General features: G+C 63.0%; 17 protein-coding genes and 1 pseudogene. 9 read left to right on the top strand and 9 right to left on the bottom strand.

Translation table 11 applies throughout. The features are described 5' to 3' along the window. Positions 1–34 precede the first annotated feature (34 nt). A complete protein-coding gene (locus tag BLV07_RS00295; protein WP_091878243.1) occupies positions 35–667 on the top strand; it encodes a 2-hydroxychromene-2-carboxylate isomerase in 633 nt (210 codons plus the stop codon). Between the two features lie 75 nt (positions 668–742). Next, a complete protein-coding gene (locus BLV07_RS00290) occupies positions 743–1,942 on the top strand; it encodes a CaiB/BaiF CoA transferase family protein (RefSeq protein ID WP_091878241.1) in 1,200 nt (399 codons plus the stop codon). A gap of 46 nt (positions 1,943–1,988) precedes the next feature. Here the strand turns inward: BLV07_RS00290 and BLV07_RS00285 are convergent, their stop codons facing one another. Together BLV07_RS00285 and BLV07_RS00280 are read right to left on the bottom strand one after the other, a co-directional pair. After that, a complete protein-coding gene (locus BLV07_RS00285) occupies positions 1,989–2,648 on the bottom strand; it encodes a glutathione S-transferase family protein (protein WP_091878239.1) in 660 nt (219 codons plus the stop codon). Next, positions 2,648–3,391 (bottom strand): SDR family NAD(P)-dependent oxidoreductase, encoded by a 744-nt coding sequence (locus tag BLV07_RS00280; protein WP_502689879.1) that lies wholly within the window; start codon positions 3,389–3,391, stop codon positions 2,648–2,650. Before BLV07_RS00280 ends, BLV07_RS00285 begins: the two co-directional genes overlap by 1 nt. 362 nt (positions 3,392–3,753) lie before the next feature. On the opposite strand from BLV07_RS00280, the gene BLV07_RS00275 reads away from it, so the two are divergent. From BLV07_RS00275 to BLV07_RS00255, 5 genes are read left to right on the top strand one after another with little or no spacing between them, the layout of a single operon-like run. Then, positions 3,754–4,491 (top strand): SDR family oxidoreductase, encoded by a 738-nt coding sequence (locus BLV07_RS00275; protein WP_091878234.1) that lies wholly within the window; start codon positions 3,754–3,756, stop codon positions 4,489–4,491. A 14-nt stretch (positions 4,492–4,505) separates the two neighbouring features. Continuing rightward, positions 4,506–5,687, top strand: a complete 1,182-nt coding sequence (locus tag BLV07_RS00270; RefSeq protein ID WP_091878232.1) for an acyl-CoA dehydrogenase family protein — start codon at positions 4,506–4,508, stop codon at positions 5,685–5,687. 24 nt (positions 5,688–5,711) lie between these two features. Continuing rightward, entirely contained in the window at positions 5,712–6,842 is a 1,131-nt protein-coding gene (locus tag BLV07_RS00265) for an acyl-CoA dehydrogenase family protein (protein ID WP_091878230.1), read from the top strand. A gap of 15 nt (positions 6,843–6,857) precedes the next feature. Continuing rightward, positions 6,858–8,045, top strand: a complete 1,188-nt coding sequence (locus BLV07_RS00260) for an acetyl-CoA C-acyltransferase (protein ID WP_091878228.1) — start codon at positions 6,858–6,860, stop codon at positions 8,043–8,045. 22 nt (positions 8,046–8,067) lie between these two features. After that, positions 8,068–9,072 (top strand): NAD(P)H-dependent flavin oxidoreductase, encoded by a 1,005-nt coding sequence (locus BLV07_RS00255; protein ID WP_091878226.1) that lies wholly within the window; start codon positions 8,068–8,070, stop codon positions 9,070–9,072. Between the two features lie 136 nt (positions 9,073–9,208). Here BLV07_RS00255 and BLV07_RS00250 read toward each other — a convergent pair whose 3' ends face one another. Together BLV07_RS00250 and BLV07_RS00245 are read right to left on the bottom strand one after the other, a co-directional pair. Continuing rightward, entirely contained in the window at positions 9,209–9,388 is a 180-nt protein-coding gene (locus BLV07_RS00250) for a CsbD family protein (RefSeq protein ID WP_091878224.1), read from the bottom strand. A 148-nt stretch (positions 9,389–9,536) separates the two neighbouring features. Continuing rightward, positions 9,537–11,135, bottom strand: a complete 1,599-nt coding sequence (locus BLV07_RS00245) for an alpha-amylase family glycosyl hydrolase (RefSeq protein WP_091878222.1) — start codon at positions 11,133–11,135, stop codon at positions 9,537–9,539. 334 nt (positions 11,136–11,469) lie between these two features. Here BLV07_RS00245 and BLV07_RS00235 point away from each other — a divergent pair, with 334 nt between their 5' ends. Together BLV07_RS00235 and BLV07_RS00230 are read left to right on the top strand one after the other, a co-directional pair. Further along, a complete protein-coding gene (locus tag BLV07_RS00235; RefSeq protein WP_091878220.1) occupies positions 11,470–12,252 on the top strand; it encodes an SDR family NAD(P)-dependent oxidoreductase in 783 nt (260 codons plus the stop codon). 117 nt (positions 12,253–12,369) lie between these two features. Then, positions 12,370–13,269: a cation diffusion facilitator family transporter gene (locus tag BLV07_RS00230; RefSeq protein WP_091878218.1), complete on the top strand. Its 900-nt coding sequence runs from the start codon at positions 12,370–12,372 to the stop codon at positions 13,267–13,269. A gap of 78 nt (positions 13,270–13,347) precedes the next feature. Here BLV07_RS00230 and BLV07_RS50235 read toward each other — a convergent pair. The 5 genes and pseudogenes from BLV07_RS50235 to BLV07_RS00205 all read right to left on the bottom strand — a co-directional run. After that, positions 13,348–13,521 (bottom strand): annotated as a pseudogene (locus BLV07_RS50235) (helix-turn-helix domain-containing protein); the annotation flags it as partial. A gap of 112 nt (positions 13,522–13,633) precedes the next feature. Next, positions 13,634–13,822 (bottom strand): hypothetical protein, encoded by a 189-nt coding sequence (locus BLV07_RS48490; protein ID WP_091878216.1) that lies wholly within the window; start codon positions 13,820–13,822, stop codon positions 13,634–13,636. 11 nt (positions 13,823–13,833) lie between these two features. Then, on the bottom strand, positions 13,834–15,039 hold the full coding sequence (zigA, locus tag BLV07_RS00215; protein WP_091878214.1) for a zinc metallochaperone GTPase ZigA: 1,206 nt from the start codon (positions 15,037–15,039) through the stop codon (positions 13,834–13,836). Between the two features lie 368 nt (positions 15,040–15,407). Next, complete coding sequence (locus BLV07_RS00210; protein WP_091878212.1) at positions 15,408–16,940, bottom strand: malonate--CoA ligase; 1,533 nt, start codon at positions 16,938–16,940, stop codon at positions 15,408–15,410. Further along, on the bottom strand, positions 16,937–18,346 hold the full coding sequence (locus BLV07_RS00205; RefSeq protein WP_091878210.1) for a malonyl-CoA decarboxylase: 1,410 nt from the start codon (positions 18,344–18,346) through the stop codon (positions 16,937–16,939). The genes BLV07_RS00210 and BLV07_RS00205 overlap by 4 nt, the downstream gene beginning before the upstream one ends. Positions 18,347–18,352 lie beyond the last annotated feature (6 nt).

Genomic DNA, 18,352 nt, shown 5'->3' with positions numbered 1-18,352 from the left:
GTGACTGCCATTCGCTCTCCCGGAGAAGGCCGAGATGACCCTGAAGGTTGAATTCCAGTTCGATTTCGGTAGCCCGAACGCCTACCTGGCGGAAGTGGCCATCCCTGGCATTGAGCAGCGGACCGGCGTGAAATTCGCGTACGTCCCAGTTCTGCTCGGCGGCATCTACAAGGCGACCGGCAACATGTCGCCGTTCGACTCGCTGCGCGGCATCAAGAACAAGCCGGAATATCAGGCGCTGGAGACCCAGCGGTTTATCCGACGCCACAACATCACGAAGTTTCGCCAGAATCCCTTCTTTCCCGTCAACACGCTGATGCTGATGCGCGGTGCTGTCGCTGCCCAGTTCGAGGGCATGTTCGAGCTCTATTTCCGCGCCGCCTATCATCATATGTGGGAAGAGCCGAAGAAAATGGACGACCTCGAAATCTTCCGTCGCGCGTTTGTCTCCTCGGGCATCGATGTCGATCGGCTGTTGGCGCGCGCGCAGCAGGATGACGTCAAGAAGAGGCTGATTGATCTGACCAACGATGCCGTCAGCCGGGGAGCATTCGGCTCTCCGACCTTTTTCGTCGGAAAGGAAATGTTCTTCGGCAAGGACCAGATCCGAGACGTCGAGGAATCGATCGTCGAGCAGACCAGGCAACCTGTTCCCAAGACGGCCTGACGGCGCCGACTTGCGGGTTGAGTGGCGAAAGCCAATCTCGGACCCAAAGCAAACGTAAATTCAGGGAGAATGCCCATGCCCGGCCCACTTCACGGCGTTCGAGTGCTCGATTTGACCGGCGTGGTGTCGGGCCCGTTCGCGACCATGTTTCTGGCGGATCAGGGCGCCGACGTGCTGAAGATCGAGCCGATCGGCGGCGACATTACCCGCCGCAGCCGCGCCGCCATCGACAAGGAGAGCGAGTTCTCCGCGCTATTCATCTCTTCAAACCGCGGCAAGCGCTCGCTGTCGATCGACGTCAAGAGTATGTCGGGATGCGAGGTGCTCACCCGGCTGGTCGCGCAGGCCGATGTCCTGGTGCAGAATTTCCGGCCAGGCACCATGGAACGTCTCGGTCTCGGCGTTGAGGAATTGCGCCAGCGCCATCCGCGCCTGATCTACGTCTCCATCAGCGGGGTCGGCGATACCGGACCCTATGTAAAGAAGCGCGTCTATGATCCGATCGTTCAGGGATTGTCGGGCTTCGCCGATATCCAGTCGCAGCCGGTCACGAACCGGCCGCAGATGATCCGCACCATCGTATGTGACAAGACCACCGCGGTGTTCACCGCTCAGGCGGTGGCGGCGGCGCTCTATGCGCGTGAGAAGACGGGGCAGGGCGACCACATCCAAGTGGCGATGCTGGATGCGATGATCTCCTACCTCTGGCCGGAAGGCATGATGCAGTACACGGTGGTCGGTGCCGAGGCGGCCACTGTCGATCCGAATGATCGGCCGGACCTGGTGTTCAAGACCAGCGACGGCTACATCACCGCCGGCACCATCTCCGACTCCGAATGGCAGGGCTTTTGCCACGCCTCCGGCGATCCCGAGCTCGCCAAGGATCCCCGCTTCGCGACTCCCGCGGCGCGCTCGGTCAATGCCACCGCGCGGATCAACAAGATGGCGGAATACATCAGTCAGCATACGACCGCCGAATGGCTGGAGCGCCTCGACGCCGCGGATGTGCCCTGCGCACCAATCCTGCGCCGGAGTGAGATCATTCATAACGAACAGGTGGTAGCGCGCGGCATCATCGCTGAATTCGATCAGCCGAAAGTCGGCCGTGTCCGGCAGCCGAAACCGGCAGCCCGCTTCGAGATCAACCAGGCTGCGATCGGCGGGCCGGCCCCCCGGGTCGGCGAGCATTCGCGCGAGGTGCTGCGCGATCTCGGATACGACGACGGCGCCATCGACAAAATGATTGCCGAGCGCGCCCTGCGCGTGGCTGTGTAGGCAGAAGCGTTAGCGCTGCCGGCGATCGCTTGGAGCTTTGCCGGCCCTACCGCAACGGGGCCACAGGAACATTAGCCGCGACCGCTCGCTGATAGGCCTCCCGTCGCTGGATGCGTTCGAGGTAGGGCAGCGCATTCTCGCAAATGCCGACGCCATAAGCGATGGCCCAGTCAAGGCACGTCGTAAGGAGGATATCTGCGCTGCTGAAGCGCTCGCCCATGAGAAACGGCCGGCCGTCAGCCAAGGCGACTTCAACGTGGCGCAGCTGGCCGCGAAAGTACTCCGCGGCTTGAGCGACGACTTCAGGTGCGACGCCATAGATGTGTCCCAGCGCGTCCGCCCGGTGGCGGCGCATGACGTAAAGGCTCGTGGAATCGAGCTCGGCCACGACAAAGAAGCACCATTCGAGCCACGCGGCATAGTCGTGGGTGGACTCCGGAATCAGCGAGCGTTCCGGCGTCGAATACATGCGCGACAAATAGGCAACGATCGCGGCGCTCTCGCCGATGCAGAAGTCGCCATCCTGCAACAGTGGGATCTTCTGGCGGGGATTGAGCCTGGTATATTCAGCGGTTTTGGTTTCGCCTGTCCGAGGTCCGATCGGCTTGACCTTATAGGATAGGCCAAGTTCGTGCATCGCCCAGTGTGCACGAATGGTGCGGCTTGTGCCGGCGCCCCACAGCGTGAGATCGGGTGTCGCGTTCATCACCACTTCTCCACCGACGGACGAAGATCGAGTTCATGGGTCCAGCCGTCGCGGCTCTGCTGGTGCGTGAACCAATAGGCTTCTGCGATAGAGGAGGTCTTCGTCAGGCTGTCCGGCGGGATCGCGCCTGCCTCGATCCCCTTTGCCGCTTTCATGCGCTGGTGGATGGCTTCGCTATCGACGCCGGCATCGATGATGAGATGGACGACATGGATATTCTTCGGCCCAAGCTCGCGCGCCATGGCCTGGGCCACCGCGCGAAGGCCGAATTTTGCCGACGAGAACGCGGCAAAGCCCTGGCCGCCGCGAAGGCTGGCGGTCGCTCCGGTAAAGAAAATGGTGCCGCGACCGCGCGGCAACATGACGCGCGCAGCTTCGCGGCCCACGAGGAATCCGGCGTAGCACGCCAGCTCCCAGGCCTTGAAGAAGAGCCTCTCCGTGGTGTCCACGAGCGGCTTGTTGACGTTCGATCCGGCATTGAAAAGGCAGACCTCGATCGGTCCGATATCGCGTTCAACGTCGGAAAAGAGGTTCTGCACCTCGGCTTCTTGCCGCGCATCGACACTGAAGGCGTGGATACGACAGCCGGCAGCCGTCAGCTCGTCCACGAGCCCCTGGGATTTGGTGGCGTCACGCCGGCAGATACAAACCGTGTAGCCGCCTTTGGCAAAACGTCGGGCGACGGCGGCTCCGATCGCATCGCCCGCGCCCACCAGGATTGCCACGCCCGGACCTTCCATCATGATCGCTTTCCTCCCTATAAGTTCTTATTTGGTACTTATAGCTAACCGTTCGCCGCAGCGTTGTAAACGACGTTCTGCAAGGGCTACGCAAAGCGACAGCTATTCTGCCACTCTGGCGTTAAGTCGCCAAATGGTCATTTAGTAATTGACGAGTTCTAAAAAAGAACGTTAACTTCAATTCGAATAGGCCTCGGCCAAGGACCGGGCTCATCGTTTCGGGAGGTTGGCAGTGGCGGGGTTCTTCAGGCGCGGCCGATATCGCAGGCGACCGGGTGATCATGGTGCGCGAACAGCGCATTGGGCTGGACGCTCCGGCACGGCAGAACAGCTTCAACAGGTCTAATTTAACCGGGAGACGACCCTTGCAAAAAAGAAACGCGACCGTGGCCGTGATCGGTGCCGGCGACTATATCGGCGGCGAGATCGCAAAGAAGTTTGCCTCGGAGGGCTTCGCGGTGTTTGCCGGGCGCCGCAACGGCGCCAAGCTCGAGCCGCTCGTCAAGGAGATCGAGGCGGCCGGCGGCGAGATTCACGCGCGCACGCTCGATGCGCGCAAGGAGGAGGAGATCATCTCCTTCCTAGGAGACGCCGACAAGCACGCGCCGCTCGAGGTCTGTATTTTCAACATCGGTGCCAACGTCAATTTCCCGATTCTGGAAACGACCGAGCGCGTCTTCCGCAAGGTCTGGGAGATGGCCTGCTATTCCGGCTTTCTCGCTGGCCGCGAAGCCGCGCGGCTGATGCTGCCTCGCGGCAAGGGCAACATCTTCTTCACCGGTGCAACGGCGAGCCTGCGCGGCGGAATTGGCTATGCAGCCTTCGCCAGTGCCAAATTCGGTCTGCGGGCCGTTGCCCAGGCCGCGGCGCGCGAGCTGGGGCCGAAAAACATTCACGTGGCGCATCTCATCATCGACTCCGGCGTCGACACCGAATGGGTGCGGCAGCGGCGGATCGAGGCGCTCGGTCCGAACGCCCTCGATAATCCTGATCTGTTGATGCCGCCGTCGTCGGTCGCGGAATCCTATTGGCTGCTGTATCAGCAGCCGCGCAGCGCCTGGACCTTCGAGCTCGAGATCCGCCCCTTCGGCGAGAAGTGGTAGCGGAGACTGTTGCGATGGAGCTCAATCTTTCCAGCGAGGATGCTGCCTTTCGCGATGAGGTGCGCACTTTCATTGCGGAAAACTATCCGCAGGAAATGCGCGTTCCGAATCCCGAGACGGATTTGACCAAGGAGCAGTCGCTGCTCTGGCATCGAATTCTCTACAAGAAGGGCTGGATCGCGCCGCTCTGGCCCAAGGAGTACGGCGGTCCGGGCTGGTCGATCACGCAACGCTTCATCTTTGAGCAGGAAACCTCTCGGGCCGGAACGCTGCCGCCGCTCGCGTTCAGCGTGACCATGGTTGGGCCGGTGATCTACACGTTCGGCAACGAGGCGCAGAAGAAGAAGTTTCTGCCGCGGATTCTATCCGGCGAAGATTGGTGGTGCCAGGGCTATTCGGAGCCGGGCTCCGGCTCGGACCTCGCGACCGTCAGAACCAAGGCGGTGCGCGAGGGTGACCACTACATCGTCAACGGGCACAAGACCTGGACCACGCTGGCGCAGCACGCCGACTGGATTTTCTGCCTGGTGCGGACGGATCCGAGCGCGAAGCCGCAATCTGGGATCTCCTTCCTGCTGATCGACATGAAGTCGCCCGGGGTGACGGTGCGGCCGATCATCACGATCGACGGCAGCCATGAAGTCAACGACGTCTTCCTCGAGAACGTCCGCGTGCCGGTGGAGAACCTTGTCGGCGAGGAGAACAAGGGCTGGACCTACGCCAAGTTCCTGCTCGGCAACGAGCGGACCAGCATGGCGGGCATCGGCCGGTCGACCCGTTACATCGGGAAGCTGAAGCAGATCGTGAAGGCCGAGATACCGGCGGACGATCCGGCACATCTTGAGTTTCTGCGGGACATTGCCCGCATTGAGCTCGATGTGCTGGCTCTGGAGGCGACCGAACTGCGCGTCGTCGCCCAGATGGCGCGCGGCATCGATCCGGGGCCGGCGGCGTCGCTGTTCAAGATCCGCGGCACCGAGATCTTCCAGAGCATCACCGAACTTACTCACCGCGCGATTGGCAATTACGGCCTTGCGATCCGCGAGCATCCGGCCAGTGCCAACCATTTCATGCCGGGTCCCGACTACGGACATACCGCGTCGGAGAAATACCTGAATGCGCGCAAGCTCAGCATCTACGGCGGATCGAACGAGATCCAGCGCAACATCATCGCCAAAGCAGTGCTCGGCCTTTAGGCGCGGGCGCATCGGGAGGATCGGATGGACATCCAGTTCACGGAAGAGCAGGACATGCTGCGATCCAGCGTCCAGCGTCTGCTGCGCGATCAATACGATTTCGACACGCGGCGAAAGATCGAGGCGAGCGAGCAGGGCTTCAGCCGGAAGCAGTGGGAGGCCTTCGCGGAGCTCGGCCTGCTCGCCGCGCCGTTCTCCGAGGACGCCGGCGGTCTCGGCGGCGGCGCGCTGTCGACCATGATCATCATGCAGGAGTTCGGCCGGCATCTCGTCCTCGAGCCTTTCATCGAGACGGTCGTGCTGGCTGGTGGCCTGATCGAGCAGGCGGGCACGTCCGAGCAGAAGCAGGGCTTCATTCCCGGCATCATCGACGGCAGCAAGATCTGGGCGCTGGCCTGGGCGGAGAAGGCATCCCGTTTCGATTTCGCCAACGTCGCGACCAGGGCGCGGCGCAATGGGAACGACTACGTTCTGAGCGGTCAGAAGACCATGGTGATCGCGGCGCCCTGGGCGGATCATCTGATCGTCTCGGCACGGACCTCCGGCGACGACCGCGACGGCGGCGGCGTCAGCCTGTTCGTGGTCGACCGCCGCGCCGCCGGCGTCGATCTTCGGAGCTTCAAGACGATCGACGGGCGCCGGGCCGCCGAGGTCGGCCTGCGTGAGGTCCACGCGCAATTGCTGGGGAGGGAAGGCGAGGGCGTCGTCGCGCTGGAGGCCTGCCGCGAGCGTGCCATCGGCGCCCTCTGCGCGGAGGCCGTCGGCGCCATCGGCGAGCTGAATTCCGCCACACTGGAATATTCCAAGATCCGCAAGCAGTTCGGCACCACCATCGGCTCCTTCCAGGTGCTGCAACATCGGATGGTCGACATGTTCATCGCGCATCAGGAGGCGCTCTCCCTGATGCAGCATCTCAACCTCAGCCTCGCGGCGGGCGATGCGGGACTCCCGCGGCTCGCCTCGGGCGCCAAGTCGAAGATCGGTTATGCCGGCAAGTTCGTCGCCGACCAGGCGGTGCAGCTTCATGGCGGCATGGGAATGACCGACGAGCTCAACGTCGGACACTATTTCAAGCGAATCTCCTCCATCAACATCCAGTTCGGCGATCCCGCGTTCCACCTGCTGCGCTATGCGCAGCTGGATGCAGCCGCGTAAAGAGAAGAGGCCAGCATGACGACTGAAGCAGTCATCGTTTCCACCGCAAGGACCGCCGTCGGCAAAGCCTATCGCGGCGCGCTCAACAACACGGACGGCCCGACCATGGCCGGGCACGTGATGGGCGAAGCCGTGAAGCGCGCAGGCATCGAGCCGGGCGAGGTGGAAGACGTGGGGATGGGCTGCGCGATGCAGCAAGGCACTATGGTGATGAACGTCGCGCGCAAGGGCGCGATCCGTGCTGGCCTGCCGGTCACCGTGGCCGGCACCACCATCGACCGCCAATGTGCCTCCGGCCTGCAGGCCATCGCCGTTGCCGCGCGCTCGGTGATATCGGATGGGGTCGAGGTCGCGATCGGCGGGGGCATCGAGTCGATCAGCCTCGTGCAGAACGACCACATGAACCGGTTTCATGCCGTCGACGATGAATTGATGGCCATGAAGCCGGAAATGTACATGTCGATGCTCGAGACGGCCGAGATCGTCGCCGAACGCTACAAGATCGGTCGCGACAAGCAGGACGAATACAGTCTCGAATGCCAACGCCGCGTCGGCGCTGCCATGCAGGCCGGCCACTTCAACGACGAGATCGTGCCATTCACGACCAGGATGGCGCTCGTCAACAAGGATACGAAGGAGGTCACCTACGAGCAGGTGACGCTGACAAAGGACGAAGGCCCGCGCCCGGAAACGACCGCCGAGGGCCTGGCCAGGATCAAGCCGGTGTTCGAGGGCAAGACGATCAGTGCGGGCAATGCCAGCCAGCTTTCCGACGGTGCTTCGGCCTGTGTGATCATGAGCGATAAGATTGCAGCCAGGAAGGGCCTCAAGCCGCTCGGCATCTTCCGCGGCTTCGTCGCTGCCGGCGTCGAACCCGACGAGATGGGCGTCGGTCCGGTCGCCGCGATCCCGCGGCTGCTCAAGCGCCATGGCCTGAAGATCGACGACATCGATCTCTGGGAGCTGAACGAGGCCTACGCGGTCCAGGTGATCTATTGCCGCGACAAGCTCGGCATTGACCCGGACAAGCTCAACGTCAATGGCGGCTCGATTGCGATCGGCCATCCCTACGGCATGACGGGGGCGCGGCTCACCGGTCACCTCCTGATCGAGGGGCGGCGGCGCAAAGCGAAATACGGCGTGGTGACCATGTGCATCGGTGGTGGCATGGGCGCAGCGGGATTGTTTGAAATCATCCACTGAGCGGAAACGCGGGAGATCATTCGTGAAGACAGCGATCACTGAACTGTTCGGCATCGAGCATCCGATCATCCAGGGTGGGATGCACTATGTGGGGTTCGCCGAACTCGCCGCCGCGGTGTCGAATGCCGGCGGCCTGGGGATCATCACGGGCCTGACGCAGCGGACGCCGGAACTGCTGGCCAAGGAGATCGCGCGCTGCCGCGACATGACGGATAAGCCATTCGGGGTGAACCTGACCTTTCTGCCCACCTTCAGCGCGCCGCCCTATCCGGAGTACATCGCAGCAATCAGAGAGGGCGGCGTCAAGATCGTCGAAACCGCCGGGCGCAGCCCCGAGCAGTACATGCCGGCCCTGAAGGCAGGCGGCATCAAGGTGATCCACAAATGCACCTCCGTCCGGCATTCGCTGAAGGCCGAGCAGATCGGCTGCGATGCCGTCAGCGTCGACGGTTTTGAATGCGGCGGCCATCCGGGCGAGGATGACATGCCAAACATGATCCTGTTGCCGCGTGCGGCCGAGGAACTGAAGATCCCGTTTGTTGCCTCCGGCGGCATGGCGGATGCGCGCAGCCTGGTTGCAGCGCTGGCGATGGGGGCCGCCGGCATGAACATGGGCACCCGCTTCATTGCCACCAAGGAGGCACCGGTGCATGAGAACGTCAAGAATGCGCTGGTCCAGGCCTCGGAGCTCGATACCCGGCTCGTCATGCGCGCGCTTCGCAACACCGAGCGGGTCCTCAACAACAAGGGCGTCGAAAACTTGCTCGAGATCGAGCGAGAGAAAGGTAAAACCCTCAAGATCGACGACATCCATGACCAGGTAGCGGGCGTCTATCCGAAGGTGATGATCGACGGCGATATGGACGCGGGCGCTTGGAGCTGCGGCATGGTCGTCGGACTCATCCGCGACATTCCGACCGTGAAGGAACTGGTCGACCGCATCATGGCGGACGCCGAGCGACTGATCAGGGGCAGGCTTACGGGATTCCTGGACGCCGACAGCACGGCCGCCCTGAAGGTCGCATGAAGCGACGGCGAGCGGATTGGCACCTCGTAGGGCTTGCCAAGCGCGAAATGCATCCCTCCAAAGCGGTTGCAAGACCCAGGAGAACGCCGGTCGTCCGCTTCACCTGATTGCTAGAGCGCCGGTTGCGACGGCGCGTTCACGTCAGCTGCTGGAGCTTCTTCAGCGGATTGAGTTCGCTCGGCTGGCCCTGTTCCTCGCGGCCGCGCTCCGCCTCGGCCTTGCCGTCCTCGTGGAGCTCCTGATCCCCGACGATCTCGCCGACGGCCTGTTTCGCCTTGCCGGCGATCCGCCGCTTAAGACCTTTCACCTTGCCCATGGCAGCCTCCAAGCTCACGCCGCTGCCCCGGCGCCAAACGGGGGAATAAGCGCCGGGGCCTGCGGTTTCGTCCAAAGTGCGTCCGACAGCAGGGGGCAGATGCCGGAGGCGTGGGTCAGACTCCTTGGCGCGCCGATGGTTCCTCCGATCATCGCCGTGCGAGCTCGATGATCACGCCTTCATTGCCCCGAAGCAGGATCGATGCGTCCGGCAATGGCTCGCGCGGCCGGTCCAGATGTGTTGACATCAGCAGGCGGCCGCGGCCGTGCCAGTGCCATCTCCGCGGCTCGCCGGCGATGTTGAGGGCGACCAGCACTTCGCCTCTGTCTGTCACGCGCTTGAAGGCGAGGACGTCGTTTTGCGATCGCAGCGGCGCGTGGCTGCCTTCGCGAAGACAGGCATGCTCGCGCCGCAGCGCGATCAGCGCGCGAAACAACGCCAGGATGGAATGTTCGTCCCGCCTCTGCTGCGCCACGTTGGGCGCATCGCGCGGCCCCAGCGGTAGCCATGGGCTGCCTGTGGTGAATCCACCGCTCTCGCTGTCATCCCAGCGCATCGGCGCGCGCTCGGGATCGCGGCAAAGTTCATATCCCGGCACAAGCTTCTCGAAGGGATCGCGAACGCGATCGGCTGGAATGGGGACCCGTTTGCGGCCGATCTCGTCGCCCATGAAGAAAAACGGCGTTCCCCGCAGCGTCATCAACAGCATCGCGAGCACGCGCATCTGCGCGGCACCGATCTTGCTTGCGATCCGCTGCTTGTCGTGCCCGCCGATCACCCACACCGGCCAAGCGTACTTGGGAATGGCGTTGAGATAGGCGTCGATAGTCGCCTGGAGCGACAGCGCGTCCCATCGCGAGTCCAGCAGCGCGAAATTCAGCGGCAGGTGCAGGCGCGGTCGATCGTTGCCGTAGAAGTGCCCGATCCGGTCGGTCTTGCCCTGAACTTCGCCGCACAACAGCCGGTCCGGATAGCCATCGATCACCTCACGGATGAATTCGATGCACGACATCGTCTCCGGACGGTCGTCGGTAAACACGGACGTATGGCGTTGCGGCGGCGGCTTGTCCTTGGCTTGCGGGTTTGGTGGATTGTCGCGCAACAGATCGTCCTTGATCAGCACGGCGCTGGCATCGACGCGAAAGCCGTCGACGCCGCGGTCGAGCCAGAAGTGCATGACGTCGGCGATCGCTGCCCTCACGTCCGGATTGCGCCAGTTCAGGTCAGGCTGCTCGACCAGAAAGGAGTGGTAGTAATATTGCCGCCGCGCGTCACACCACTCCCAGGCGCTACCGCCGAAACGACTCAGCCAGTTGTTCGGCGGTCCGCCATTCTCGGCCGGATCGGCCCAGATGTACCAATCGGACTTTGCGCTGTGGCGCGAACTGCTGCTCTCGACGAACCAGGCGTGGTCGTCGGCAGTGTGATTGGGGACGAGGTCGAGAATGAGCCGGATCCCTTCTGCGTGCAGGGCGCTGACGAGGCGATCGAATTCGTCGAGCGTGCCGAAGCCCGGGTCGATTGAACAATAATCGAAGATATCATAGCCGAGATCGCGAAAGGGACTGCGGTAGATCGGCGTGAGCCACACCGCATCGATGCCGAGCCATCTCAAATAGTCTAGCCGCGACATCAAGCCGGCGAGGTCGCCTTTGCCGTCGCCATTGGAATCCTGGAACGAGATCGGCGCGATTTCATAGATGACCGCGGATTGCCACCACGCGCGTTCGTCACGGGATTTGGTCATTGCCTCGATTTCACCTCGTTGCAGGTGGCCTCTCGATCAAGCTCTGGAAACGGACAGCGATGGCGCAGCTCGTGAGCTTGATGATGGCGTCGCGCGGGTCCTGGATTTCCGGGTCGGTGATGGTGTCGCACCGGATGTCCGCCTTGCCATGCCAAACCAGCGCCTTGATCTCGGTCCTCCGCCATCAATCATGTGGCATCTAAGTTCAGGCATGAACGATGGTTGCTATGCAGCGCGCAAATTCTTCGCACTGCACCGGACCCGTGCGGGAATAGGAACAGCTGGCCGGTCGAGCGATTTGGCATCATCATCCGAACCCGCGAGGATATGCCCTATGGCCACCAATCAACTCGCCGTCGTCACCGGCGCCTCAACCGGTATCGGCCTGGAACTTGCCAGGTGCTGCGCCCAAGCAGGTTTCAATCTTGTCATCGCCGCGGACGAGGCCGCGATCGAGGGGGTGGCCGTCGACCTGCGTAGGTTCGGCGGCAGCGTGGAGCCGGTCGAGACCGATCTCGCCACCATCGAGGGCGTCGACAAGCTCTGCACCGCGGTCGCCGACCGGCCGATCGACGCGCTGCTGGCCAATGCCGGCATCGGCCTCGGCAGGGCCTTCCTCGATCAGGATTTCCAGCGCGTCAGGCACGTCGTCGACACCAACATCACCGGCACGCTCTACCTGATCCATCGCGCCGGCAATGCGATGCTGCGACGCAACTCCGGGCGCATTCTCATCACGGGCTCGATCGCCGGCTTCATGCCCGGCAGCTTCGAGGCGGTGTACAACGCCTCCAAAGCTTTTCTCGACTCGTTCTCCTTCGCTCTGCGCGAAGAGCTGCGCGATAGCGGCGTCACCGTCACTTGCCTGATGCCCGGCGCCACCGACACCGAATTCTTCCGCCGCGCCGACATGATGGACACTAAGGTTGGCACCGAGCAGAAGGATGGCGCCTACGAGGTCGCCAAGGCCGGCTTCGATGCAATGCTGCGAAGTGAGGCCGACGTCGTCACCGGGCTGAAGAACAAGATCCAGGCGACGGTCGCCTCCATCACGCCGAACGAGATGCTGGCCAAGCAGCATCGGAAGTTGGCCGAGCCCGGCACGGCGAAATCGTAGCGCGAGAGTGCACCAACTCTCGCGGCACGCCGTAGACGGCGTCTGCTGTGATGGCGCTGACCTTCTGTGCGTAACGGCGGGCCCGCCGACCGCAGAGGAGGACTGACCTTGGTGAACATGGCCGCTGCTTCGTCATCGAAGACCACGGTCTATGCCGCACTTGCCGGCAATGTGCTCGTCGCGATCACCAAGATCGGCGCCGCCATCTGGGCGGGAAGCTCGGCGATGACGAGCGAGGCCGTGCACTCGGTGGTCGACACCTCCAACGAGGTGCTGCTGCTCTATGGCTACCGTCGTGCCAGCCGCCCAGCGGACGAATCCCATCCACTCGGCTACGGGCGCGAGCTGTATTTCTGGAGCTTCATCGTCGCCCTGGTGATCTTTGCGCTCGGTTCGGGCGTCTCGCTCTATCAGGGCCTCGTGCATGTTGCCGCGCCTGAGCGGATCGAGGATCCCATCGTCAGCTTCATCGTGCTCGGGCTGTCGTTCCTGTTCGAGGGCGCATCGTGGCTGGTCGCCCTGCGACGTTTCCGCTTCGACGCGGCGCGGTTCGGCTACTATCGGGCCTTTGTCCGCAGCAAGGACCCGCCTGCATTCATGGTGCTGCTCGAGGACAGCGCGGCGCTGGTCGGCATCGTCATTGCGGCAGGGGCAACGGCGGCGGCGGTGTGGCTGGAGCGACCGGTGTGGGACGGCGTCGGCTCGATCCTGATCGGGATTCTGCTGGGGATCACGTCCGTCGGGCTCGCCCGCGAGAGCAAGAGTCTGCTGATCGGTGAGCCCGCGCACCCTGAGCTTGCGCGACTATCCCCGGACGAGATTGTCGCCGCCCTCAGCGTCGAGTTCGCCGACGAGAAGCGCGCCGACGATATCGAGCAATGCGTGATCTCGCTCGAAGGTGAAATCCGCAAGCATCATCCGAGCGTCGCGGCCCTGTTCATCAAGCCGCAGACGAACGCGCGCTTTCACGCCGTTCGGGCGAAACGCAGGCGTGGAAGCTCCCAGAGCCATCAATGACCCGAGAGGCGCTCCCCCCGGTGCCAAAAAGCCATAGCCAGCTCCGGGCCTTGGGAAGACCAGCGCGCCCGCAGTGGTGAGGCTGTAGCCGCTAGGCGATCGCTCGACCAATCGTAGCCCAAGGCGTCCTTCCGGTTCGGTCAGGCGCCGCTGGACGGTGGACTGGTTCACTCCCAGATGGCGTGCGGCCGCGAGCGTGCTGCCGTGATGGGCCACCGCCAGCAGGTACTTGAGATCGTTCCAGTCGAACATCACAGATCCCCAACGCGCGCAGCCATTCTGCATCCTTGCGGCTCCCTTCCGCAATCGTCTTGACTGTCGCGATTCGCGCTCGACCCTCACGGTTTAACGCAAAGGATCTAAATCATTCGCCTTCGACCGCATTCCTGAGGGAATCGGATGAGCTTTGCGTGCTCTGTGCGGGGCAACCATAGGGCTGCTCGTCGACCAAAGCAGTTGGCGGGAATATGCTGTCGTATATTGCGCGAGCTTCCCGAATGAGACGAATTCGCTCGAGCTCGGATTTCGGGACAAATCGAATGACGTCGCCCATGTGTGCTCCCGCTAGGCTGCTTCGTGGGCGCGCCGCCATGTCGGAAACGGGTCTGCGAGCTTTGCCCATTCCGCAACGTCCATTGCAGGTTTTCCCGTGACGAGACATGCGTCCAGGCGGGCGCGGATCGAATCTTCGTCCATGCCGGCCCCGATGAACACGATTTCCTGACGGCGATCGCCGTAGATGCTGCTCCAGTTTTGTCGAAGTTTCTTGCGCCAGAAAGGATCATCCGGCCATCGTTCTGCCGGCACGCCGGCCCACCAGAAACCAAGGGCCTGGGTGCGAATGATCGAACCCGCCTGGCTGAGTTCACCGAGCCATTGCGGCCGTGTCGCGAGCCAGAAGTGCCCCTTGGCGCGAATGACGCCTGGCCAAGGCTCCTTGATGAACCTGTCGAACTTGGCGGGGTCGAACGGACGGCGCGCGCGGTAGACGAAGTTCCTCACGCCGTATTCTTCCGTTTCCGGCACGTGATCGGCAAAGCCGTAGAGCTCCTTGTACCAGAGGGGATGCTGCTGAGCCTTTTCGAAGTCGAACCGGCCGGTGTCGAGAATGCGATCGAAAGCGACCCGGCTGTGGTTGGCTTCGATCAGGTCCGCTTCTGGATTGAGCGCACGAATGATCTTTCGCGCCGCTTCGTGCTGCTCGGGCGAGGCGTCATCAACCTTGTTCAAGACGATCACATCGGCAAATTCGATCTGCTCGACGAGGAGATCGACCAACGTGCGCTTGTCGTTCTCGAGCGCTTCGCCGCGTTGCTCCAGAAAATCCGTCGACGAATAGTCCTTGAGCAGGTTCACGGCGTCGACCACGGTGACCATGGTGTCGAGACGCGCCACGTCGGAGAGGCTTTCGCCGTCTTCGGAGCGAAAGTCGAAGGTCGCCGCGACCGGCAGCGGCTCGGAGATGCCCGTCGATTCGATCAGCAAATAATCGAAGCGACCGTGTTCGGCGAGTGCGCGGACCTCCTTCAAGAGATCGTCGCGCAGCGTGCAGCAGATGCAGCCGTTCGTCATCTCGACGAGCTTCTCATCGGTCCGGGATAGATTCGCACCGCCATCGCGAACCAAATCCGCATCGATGTTCACCTCGCTCATATCGTTGACGATCACCGCCACCTTCAGGCCGTGCCGATTGTTCAGGACGTGGTTCAGCAAAGTGGTCTTTCCAGCCCCGAGGAAGCCGGACAAGACGGTGACGGGGAGTTTCTGCATGGCGATCGAAGAGCCTTTTCAAGGGGAGAGGGCGGCGCTTGGGGCTGGGCATTTCGGCTGACGAGATGTAATGTTATAACATTACATCTTCGAAGCTTGGCCATCTGTCAAGGCGCTTTGGGTCACCGCACGATCGGAACCACCTTGAACGCGCTGGTGCGGTTAGCATCGAACTCGTCGACGCGTTCGCCCTGTCGATTGAGCAGATCAGGGAGAGTCAGGCGCTCACGGAAGAGCTGGAGCGGCCGATGATGCTGCTCGTGTCGTCGAGGCGATCGGATGCCGATCTCGCCATTCGATCTGCATGATGGCGGCAGACTCGAGGCTCCGCGCTCGCTCTGCGGAGCGGACCGTTCAAGCCGTCCGTATCAACTCCCCTGGCCGGCCTTGGCCGAATAGAGCTCTGCAAAGCGCTCCCGCAGCAGGTTTTTCTGTACCTTGCCCATGGTGTTGCGCGGAAGCGTCTCGACGAAGATGATGCCCTTGGGCTGCTTGAATTTCGCCAGCCGTCCGGACAGCGCCGCGAGAATGGTGCGTTCGTCCAAGGACGAGCCCGGCGACCGGACGACGGCAGCCGTGACGCCCTCGCCGAAATCGGCATGCGGCACGCCGACGACGGCACTTTCTGAGACCCCCGGGATGGCGTCGATCTCCGTCTCGATCTCCTTCGGATAGACGTTGAAGCCGCCGGTGATGATGAGATCCTTGCCGCGGCCGACGATGTGCAGATAGCCATTTGCATCGAGCTTGCCGAGGTCGCCGGTGATGAAGAAGCCGTCGCTGCGGAATTCGGCCGCGGTCTTGTCCGGCATGTTCCAGTAGCCCGCAAACACGTTCGGCCCCTTCACTTCGATCATGCCGACCTCGTCCGCGGGCAGCGCCACACCGCTTTCGGGATCGGCGATACGAACTTTGACCGCGGGCAGGGGGCGACCCACGGAGCCCGGAATGCGCTGGCCGTCATAGGGATTGGAGGCGATCATGCCGGTTTCGGTCATGCCGTAGCGCTCCAGGATCGCGTGTCCGGTCCTCGCCTGCCAGGCGCGGTGAGTCTCGGCAAGGAGCGGCGCCGAGCCGGCGACGAACAGCCTCATGTTGGCGGTCGTGCGCTCGTTCAGGTTCGTGCTCTCGAGCAGGCGTACATAGAAGGTCGGCACGCCCATCAGCACGGTGCTGCGCGCCATCGTCGCCAGAATGCGCTCGGCGTCGAACTTTTGCATGAACAGGATGCGCCCGCGCGCGGCGAACGTGACGTTGCAGGCCACGAAGAGCCCGTGAACGTGGTAGATCGGCAGCGCGTGGATCAGCACGTCCTTCCTGGAATAGCGCCACTCTTCAACCAGCGTCAGGGCGTTCGAGGCCAGATTGCCGTGCGTCAGCATGGCGCCCTTCGAGCGGCCGGTCGTGCCGGAGGTGTAGAGAATGGCGGCGAGGTCGTCATTCCCCCTGGCCACGGTGTCGAATGCAATCGGGAAGTCCGCCGCGGCATCGGCGAGCGAGCCCTTGCCGTGGTGATCGAGCGTCTCGACCCGGCCGCCCGCTTTGGCAGCAATGGCGCGCAGGTCGGCTTCTTCCTTCGGATCGCACACGATCAATGTCGGCTGCGCGTCGCGGACGAAGTACTCGGTTTCGGCCGGCGTATAGGCAGTGTTCAGCGGCAGATAGACGGCACCGGAGCGGAGCGTTGCGAGATAGAGGGCGATGGCCTCGACGGATTTCTCGACCTTGGCAGCGACACGGTGGTTCGGGCCGATGCCAATCCTGGCGAGCAAGTTCGCAAACTTGCCGCTCAGCGCAGCGAGTTCGGCGTAGCTCAACGTCTCGCCGTCCTCCTTCTCAATGCAGATGGACTGATCGGACTCCGCAGAGCCAAGCAGGCGGTCGTACAGGTTCCAGGTCATGACGAGATCTTCCGTTGAGAGTTGGATTGGGGACTCGGAACGAGGTCGCGCGATGACAATTTCGCGCGAAGGGCCTTCTTCACCTTGTCGGACGCCACTACGGTGCCGGCTTCCGCAAACGCTTCGTGGTTCGCCTCGATGTGCTCGAGCGCATAAAGATAGTTCACCATCAGTCCGTAGGACTGCTTCATGCCCTTGGGCGAAGCATCCCCCAGGAAATTCAGCCGCTCCAGGCGCGCGCCGTTGCCGAGATGGAAGCGGGCGACCGGATCGACCGGCTTGCCTGACGGCAGCTTCGCCTTCAGGAAGTAGTAGGCCGCAAGCGCGGTGACGGCCTCTTTCGCCTGCGCGATGTCGCCGCCGTCATCGAGAGCGGCCAGCGCGCGTCGTGTCTCCTCATCGATCGCGCCGGAGGCCTCTGTCTTGAGCTCGCGCCGCACCCAACCGGCAAAGCCGGGAACGGGCGACAGCGTGACGAAGGTCTTCAGGTTCGGCAGCTCGCGGGCGAGATCCTGCACCACCTGCTTGATCAGGAAATTGCCGAACGAGACGCCGGCCAGGCCCTTCTGCGTATTCGAGATCGAGTAGAACACGGCAGTGGTCGCCTCACGCGCGGCAATCGCCTGGCGCGATTTGTCGAGCAATGGGCCGATCGCGCCGGGAATCTCCTTGGTTAGCGCGACCTCGACGAAGATCAGCGGCTCGTCGACCAGCTGCGGATGAAAGAACGCGTAGCAGCGGCGATCCGGCGGCTCGAGCCGGTTGCGCAAGTCCTCCCAGTCCTGGATGGCATGGACGGCCTCATACTTGATGATCTTCTCGAGGATGTTGGCAGACGTCGTCCAATCGATCGGCCGCAGCACGAGGAAGCCCCTGTTGAACCACGACGAGAACAGATGGACGAAATCGTCGTCGACCGGCTGGAGCTCGGGATGCTCGCGCAGCAGCGAGAGCAGCACCTCCCGCATGCGAATCAGCGACGAAGTGCCGCCGGGCGCCAGATTGAGGCGCCGGATCAATTCCTGCCGGCGCGGCTCGGCGACGGCATGGAGCGCCTCGAGCTTGCTGCCGTCGCCGCCCTCCTTGCGTTGGTAGGCCGCGATCGCGAGCTCGATCGCGCGACGGTCGGGCCCGAACCGGTCCGCGAGCGAGGCGAGGAATTTCAGCCGCTGCGGCTCGCCGGCCTGCTCGAAAGCCGCAAGCAGCGATTGCGCGATCGCAACGCCGGAGGCTTCGCCGCGCCTGGAGAGCAGCGCTTCACCCAGAAGGGCGAGATCGCGATCCTCGCCTGGCTCGCGATCAGGCTTGATGCCCAGAACCGCGCGACCACGTTGCGTCAAGGTATCGATGAGCCCTTGCAGGAATTCGGGCGCCGTGATGCGTCCGGATCTCGTATCGTTCAGCATCGTTCA

This window comes from Bradyrhizobium sp. Rc2d (genome assembly GCF_900099855.1).
Classification (GTDB): domain Bacteria; phylum Pseudomonadota; class Alphaproteobacteria; order Rhizobiales; family Xanthobacteraceae; genus Bradyrhizobium.
Note: the sequence above shows the minus strand (reverse complement) of the source record. Positions and strands in the feature narration are given on the sequence as shown.

What these genes read in the sequence shown, in the direction of transcription:
- BLV07_RS00285 (WP_091878239.1), bottom strand. Translation starts at nt 2,648, where the DNA reads ATGAACGCGACACCCGATCTCACGCTGTGGGGCGCCGGCACAAGCCGC.
- zigA (WP_091878214.1), bottom strand. Translation starts at nt 15,039, where the DNA reads ATGCAGAAACTCCCCGTCACCGTCTTGTCCGGCTTCCTCGGGGCTGGA.
- BLV07_RS00250 (WP_091878224.1), bottom strand. Translation starts at nt 9,388, where the DNA reads ATGGGCAAGGTGAAAGGTCTTAAGCGGCGGATCGCCGGCAAGGCGAAA.
- BLV07_RS00265 (WP_091878230.1), top strand. Translation starts at nt 5,712, where the DNA reads ATGGACATCCAGTTCACGGAAGAGCAGGACATGCTGCGATCCAGCGTC.
- BLV07_RS48490 (WP_091878216.1), bottom strand. Translation starts at nt 13,822, where the DNA reads ATGGGCGACGTCATTCGATTTGTCCCGAAATCCGAGCTCGAGCGAATT.
- BLV07_RS00230 (WP_091878218.1), top strand. Translation starts at nt 12,370, where the DNA reads ATGGCCGCTGCTTCGTCATCGAAGACCACGGTCTATGCCGCACTTGCC.
- BLV07_RS00290 (WP_091878241.1), top strand. Translation starts at nt 743, where the DNA reads ATGCCCGGCCCACTTCACGGCGTTCGAGTGCTCGATTTGACCGGCGTG.
- BLV07_RS00295 (WP_091878243.1), top strand. Translation starts at nt 35, where the DNA reads ATGACCCTGAAGGTTGAATTCCAGTTCGATTTCGGTAGCCCGAACGCC.
- BLV07_RS00280 (WP_502689879.1), bottom strand. Translation starts at nt 3,391, where the DNA reads ATGATGGAAGGTCCGGGCGTGGCAATCCTGGTGGGCGCGGGCGATGCG.
- BLV07_RS00210 (WP_091878212.1), bottom strand. Translation starts at nt 16,940, where the DNA reads ATGACCTGGAACCTGTACGACCGCCTGCTTGGCTCTGCGGAGTCCGAT.
- BLV07_RS00270 (WP_091878232.1), top strand. Translation starts at nt 4,506, where the DNA reads ATGGAGCTCAATCTTTCCAGCGAGGATGCTGCCTTTCGCGATGAGGTG.
- BLV07_RS00245 (WP_091878222.1), bottom strand. Translation starts at nt 11,135, where the DNA reads ATGACCAAATCCCGTGACGAACGCGCGTGGTGGCAATCCGCGGTCATC.
- BLV07_RS00260 (WP_091878228.1), top strand. Translation starts at nt 6,858, where the DNA reads ATGACGACTGAAGCAGTCATCGTTTCCACCGCAAGGACCGCCGTCGGC.
- BLV07_RS00205 (WP_091878210.1), bottom strand. Translation starts at nt 18,346, where the DNA reads ATGCTGAACGATACGAGATCCGGACGCATCACGGCGCCCGAATTCCTG.
- BLV07_RS00235 (WP_091878220.1), top strand. Translation starts at nt 11,470, where the DNA reads ATGGCCACCAATCAACTCGCCGTCGTCACCGGCGCCTCAACCGGTATC.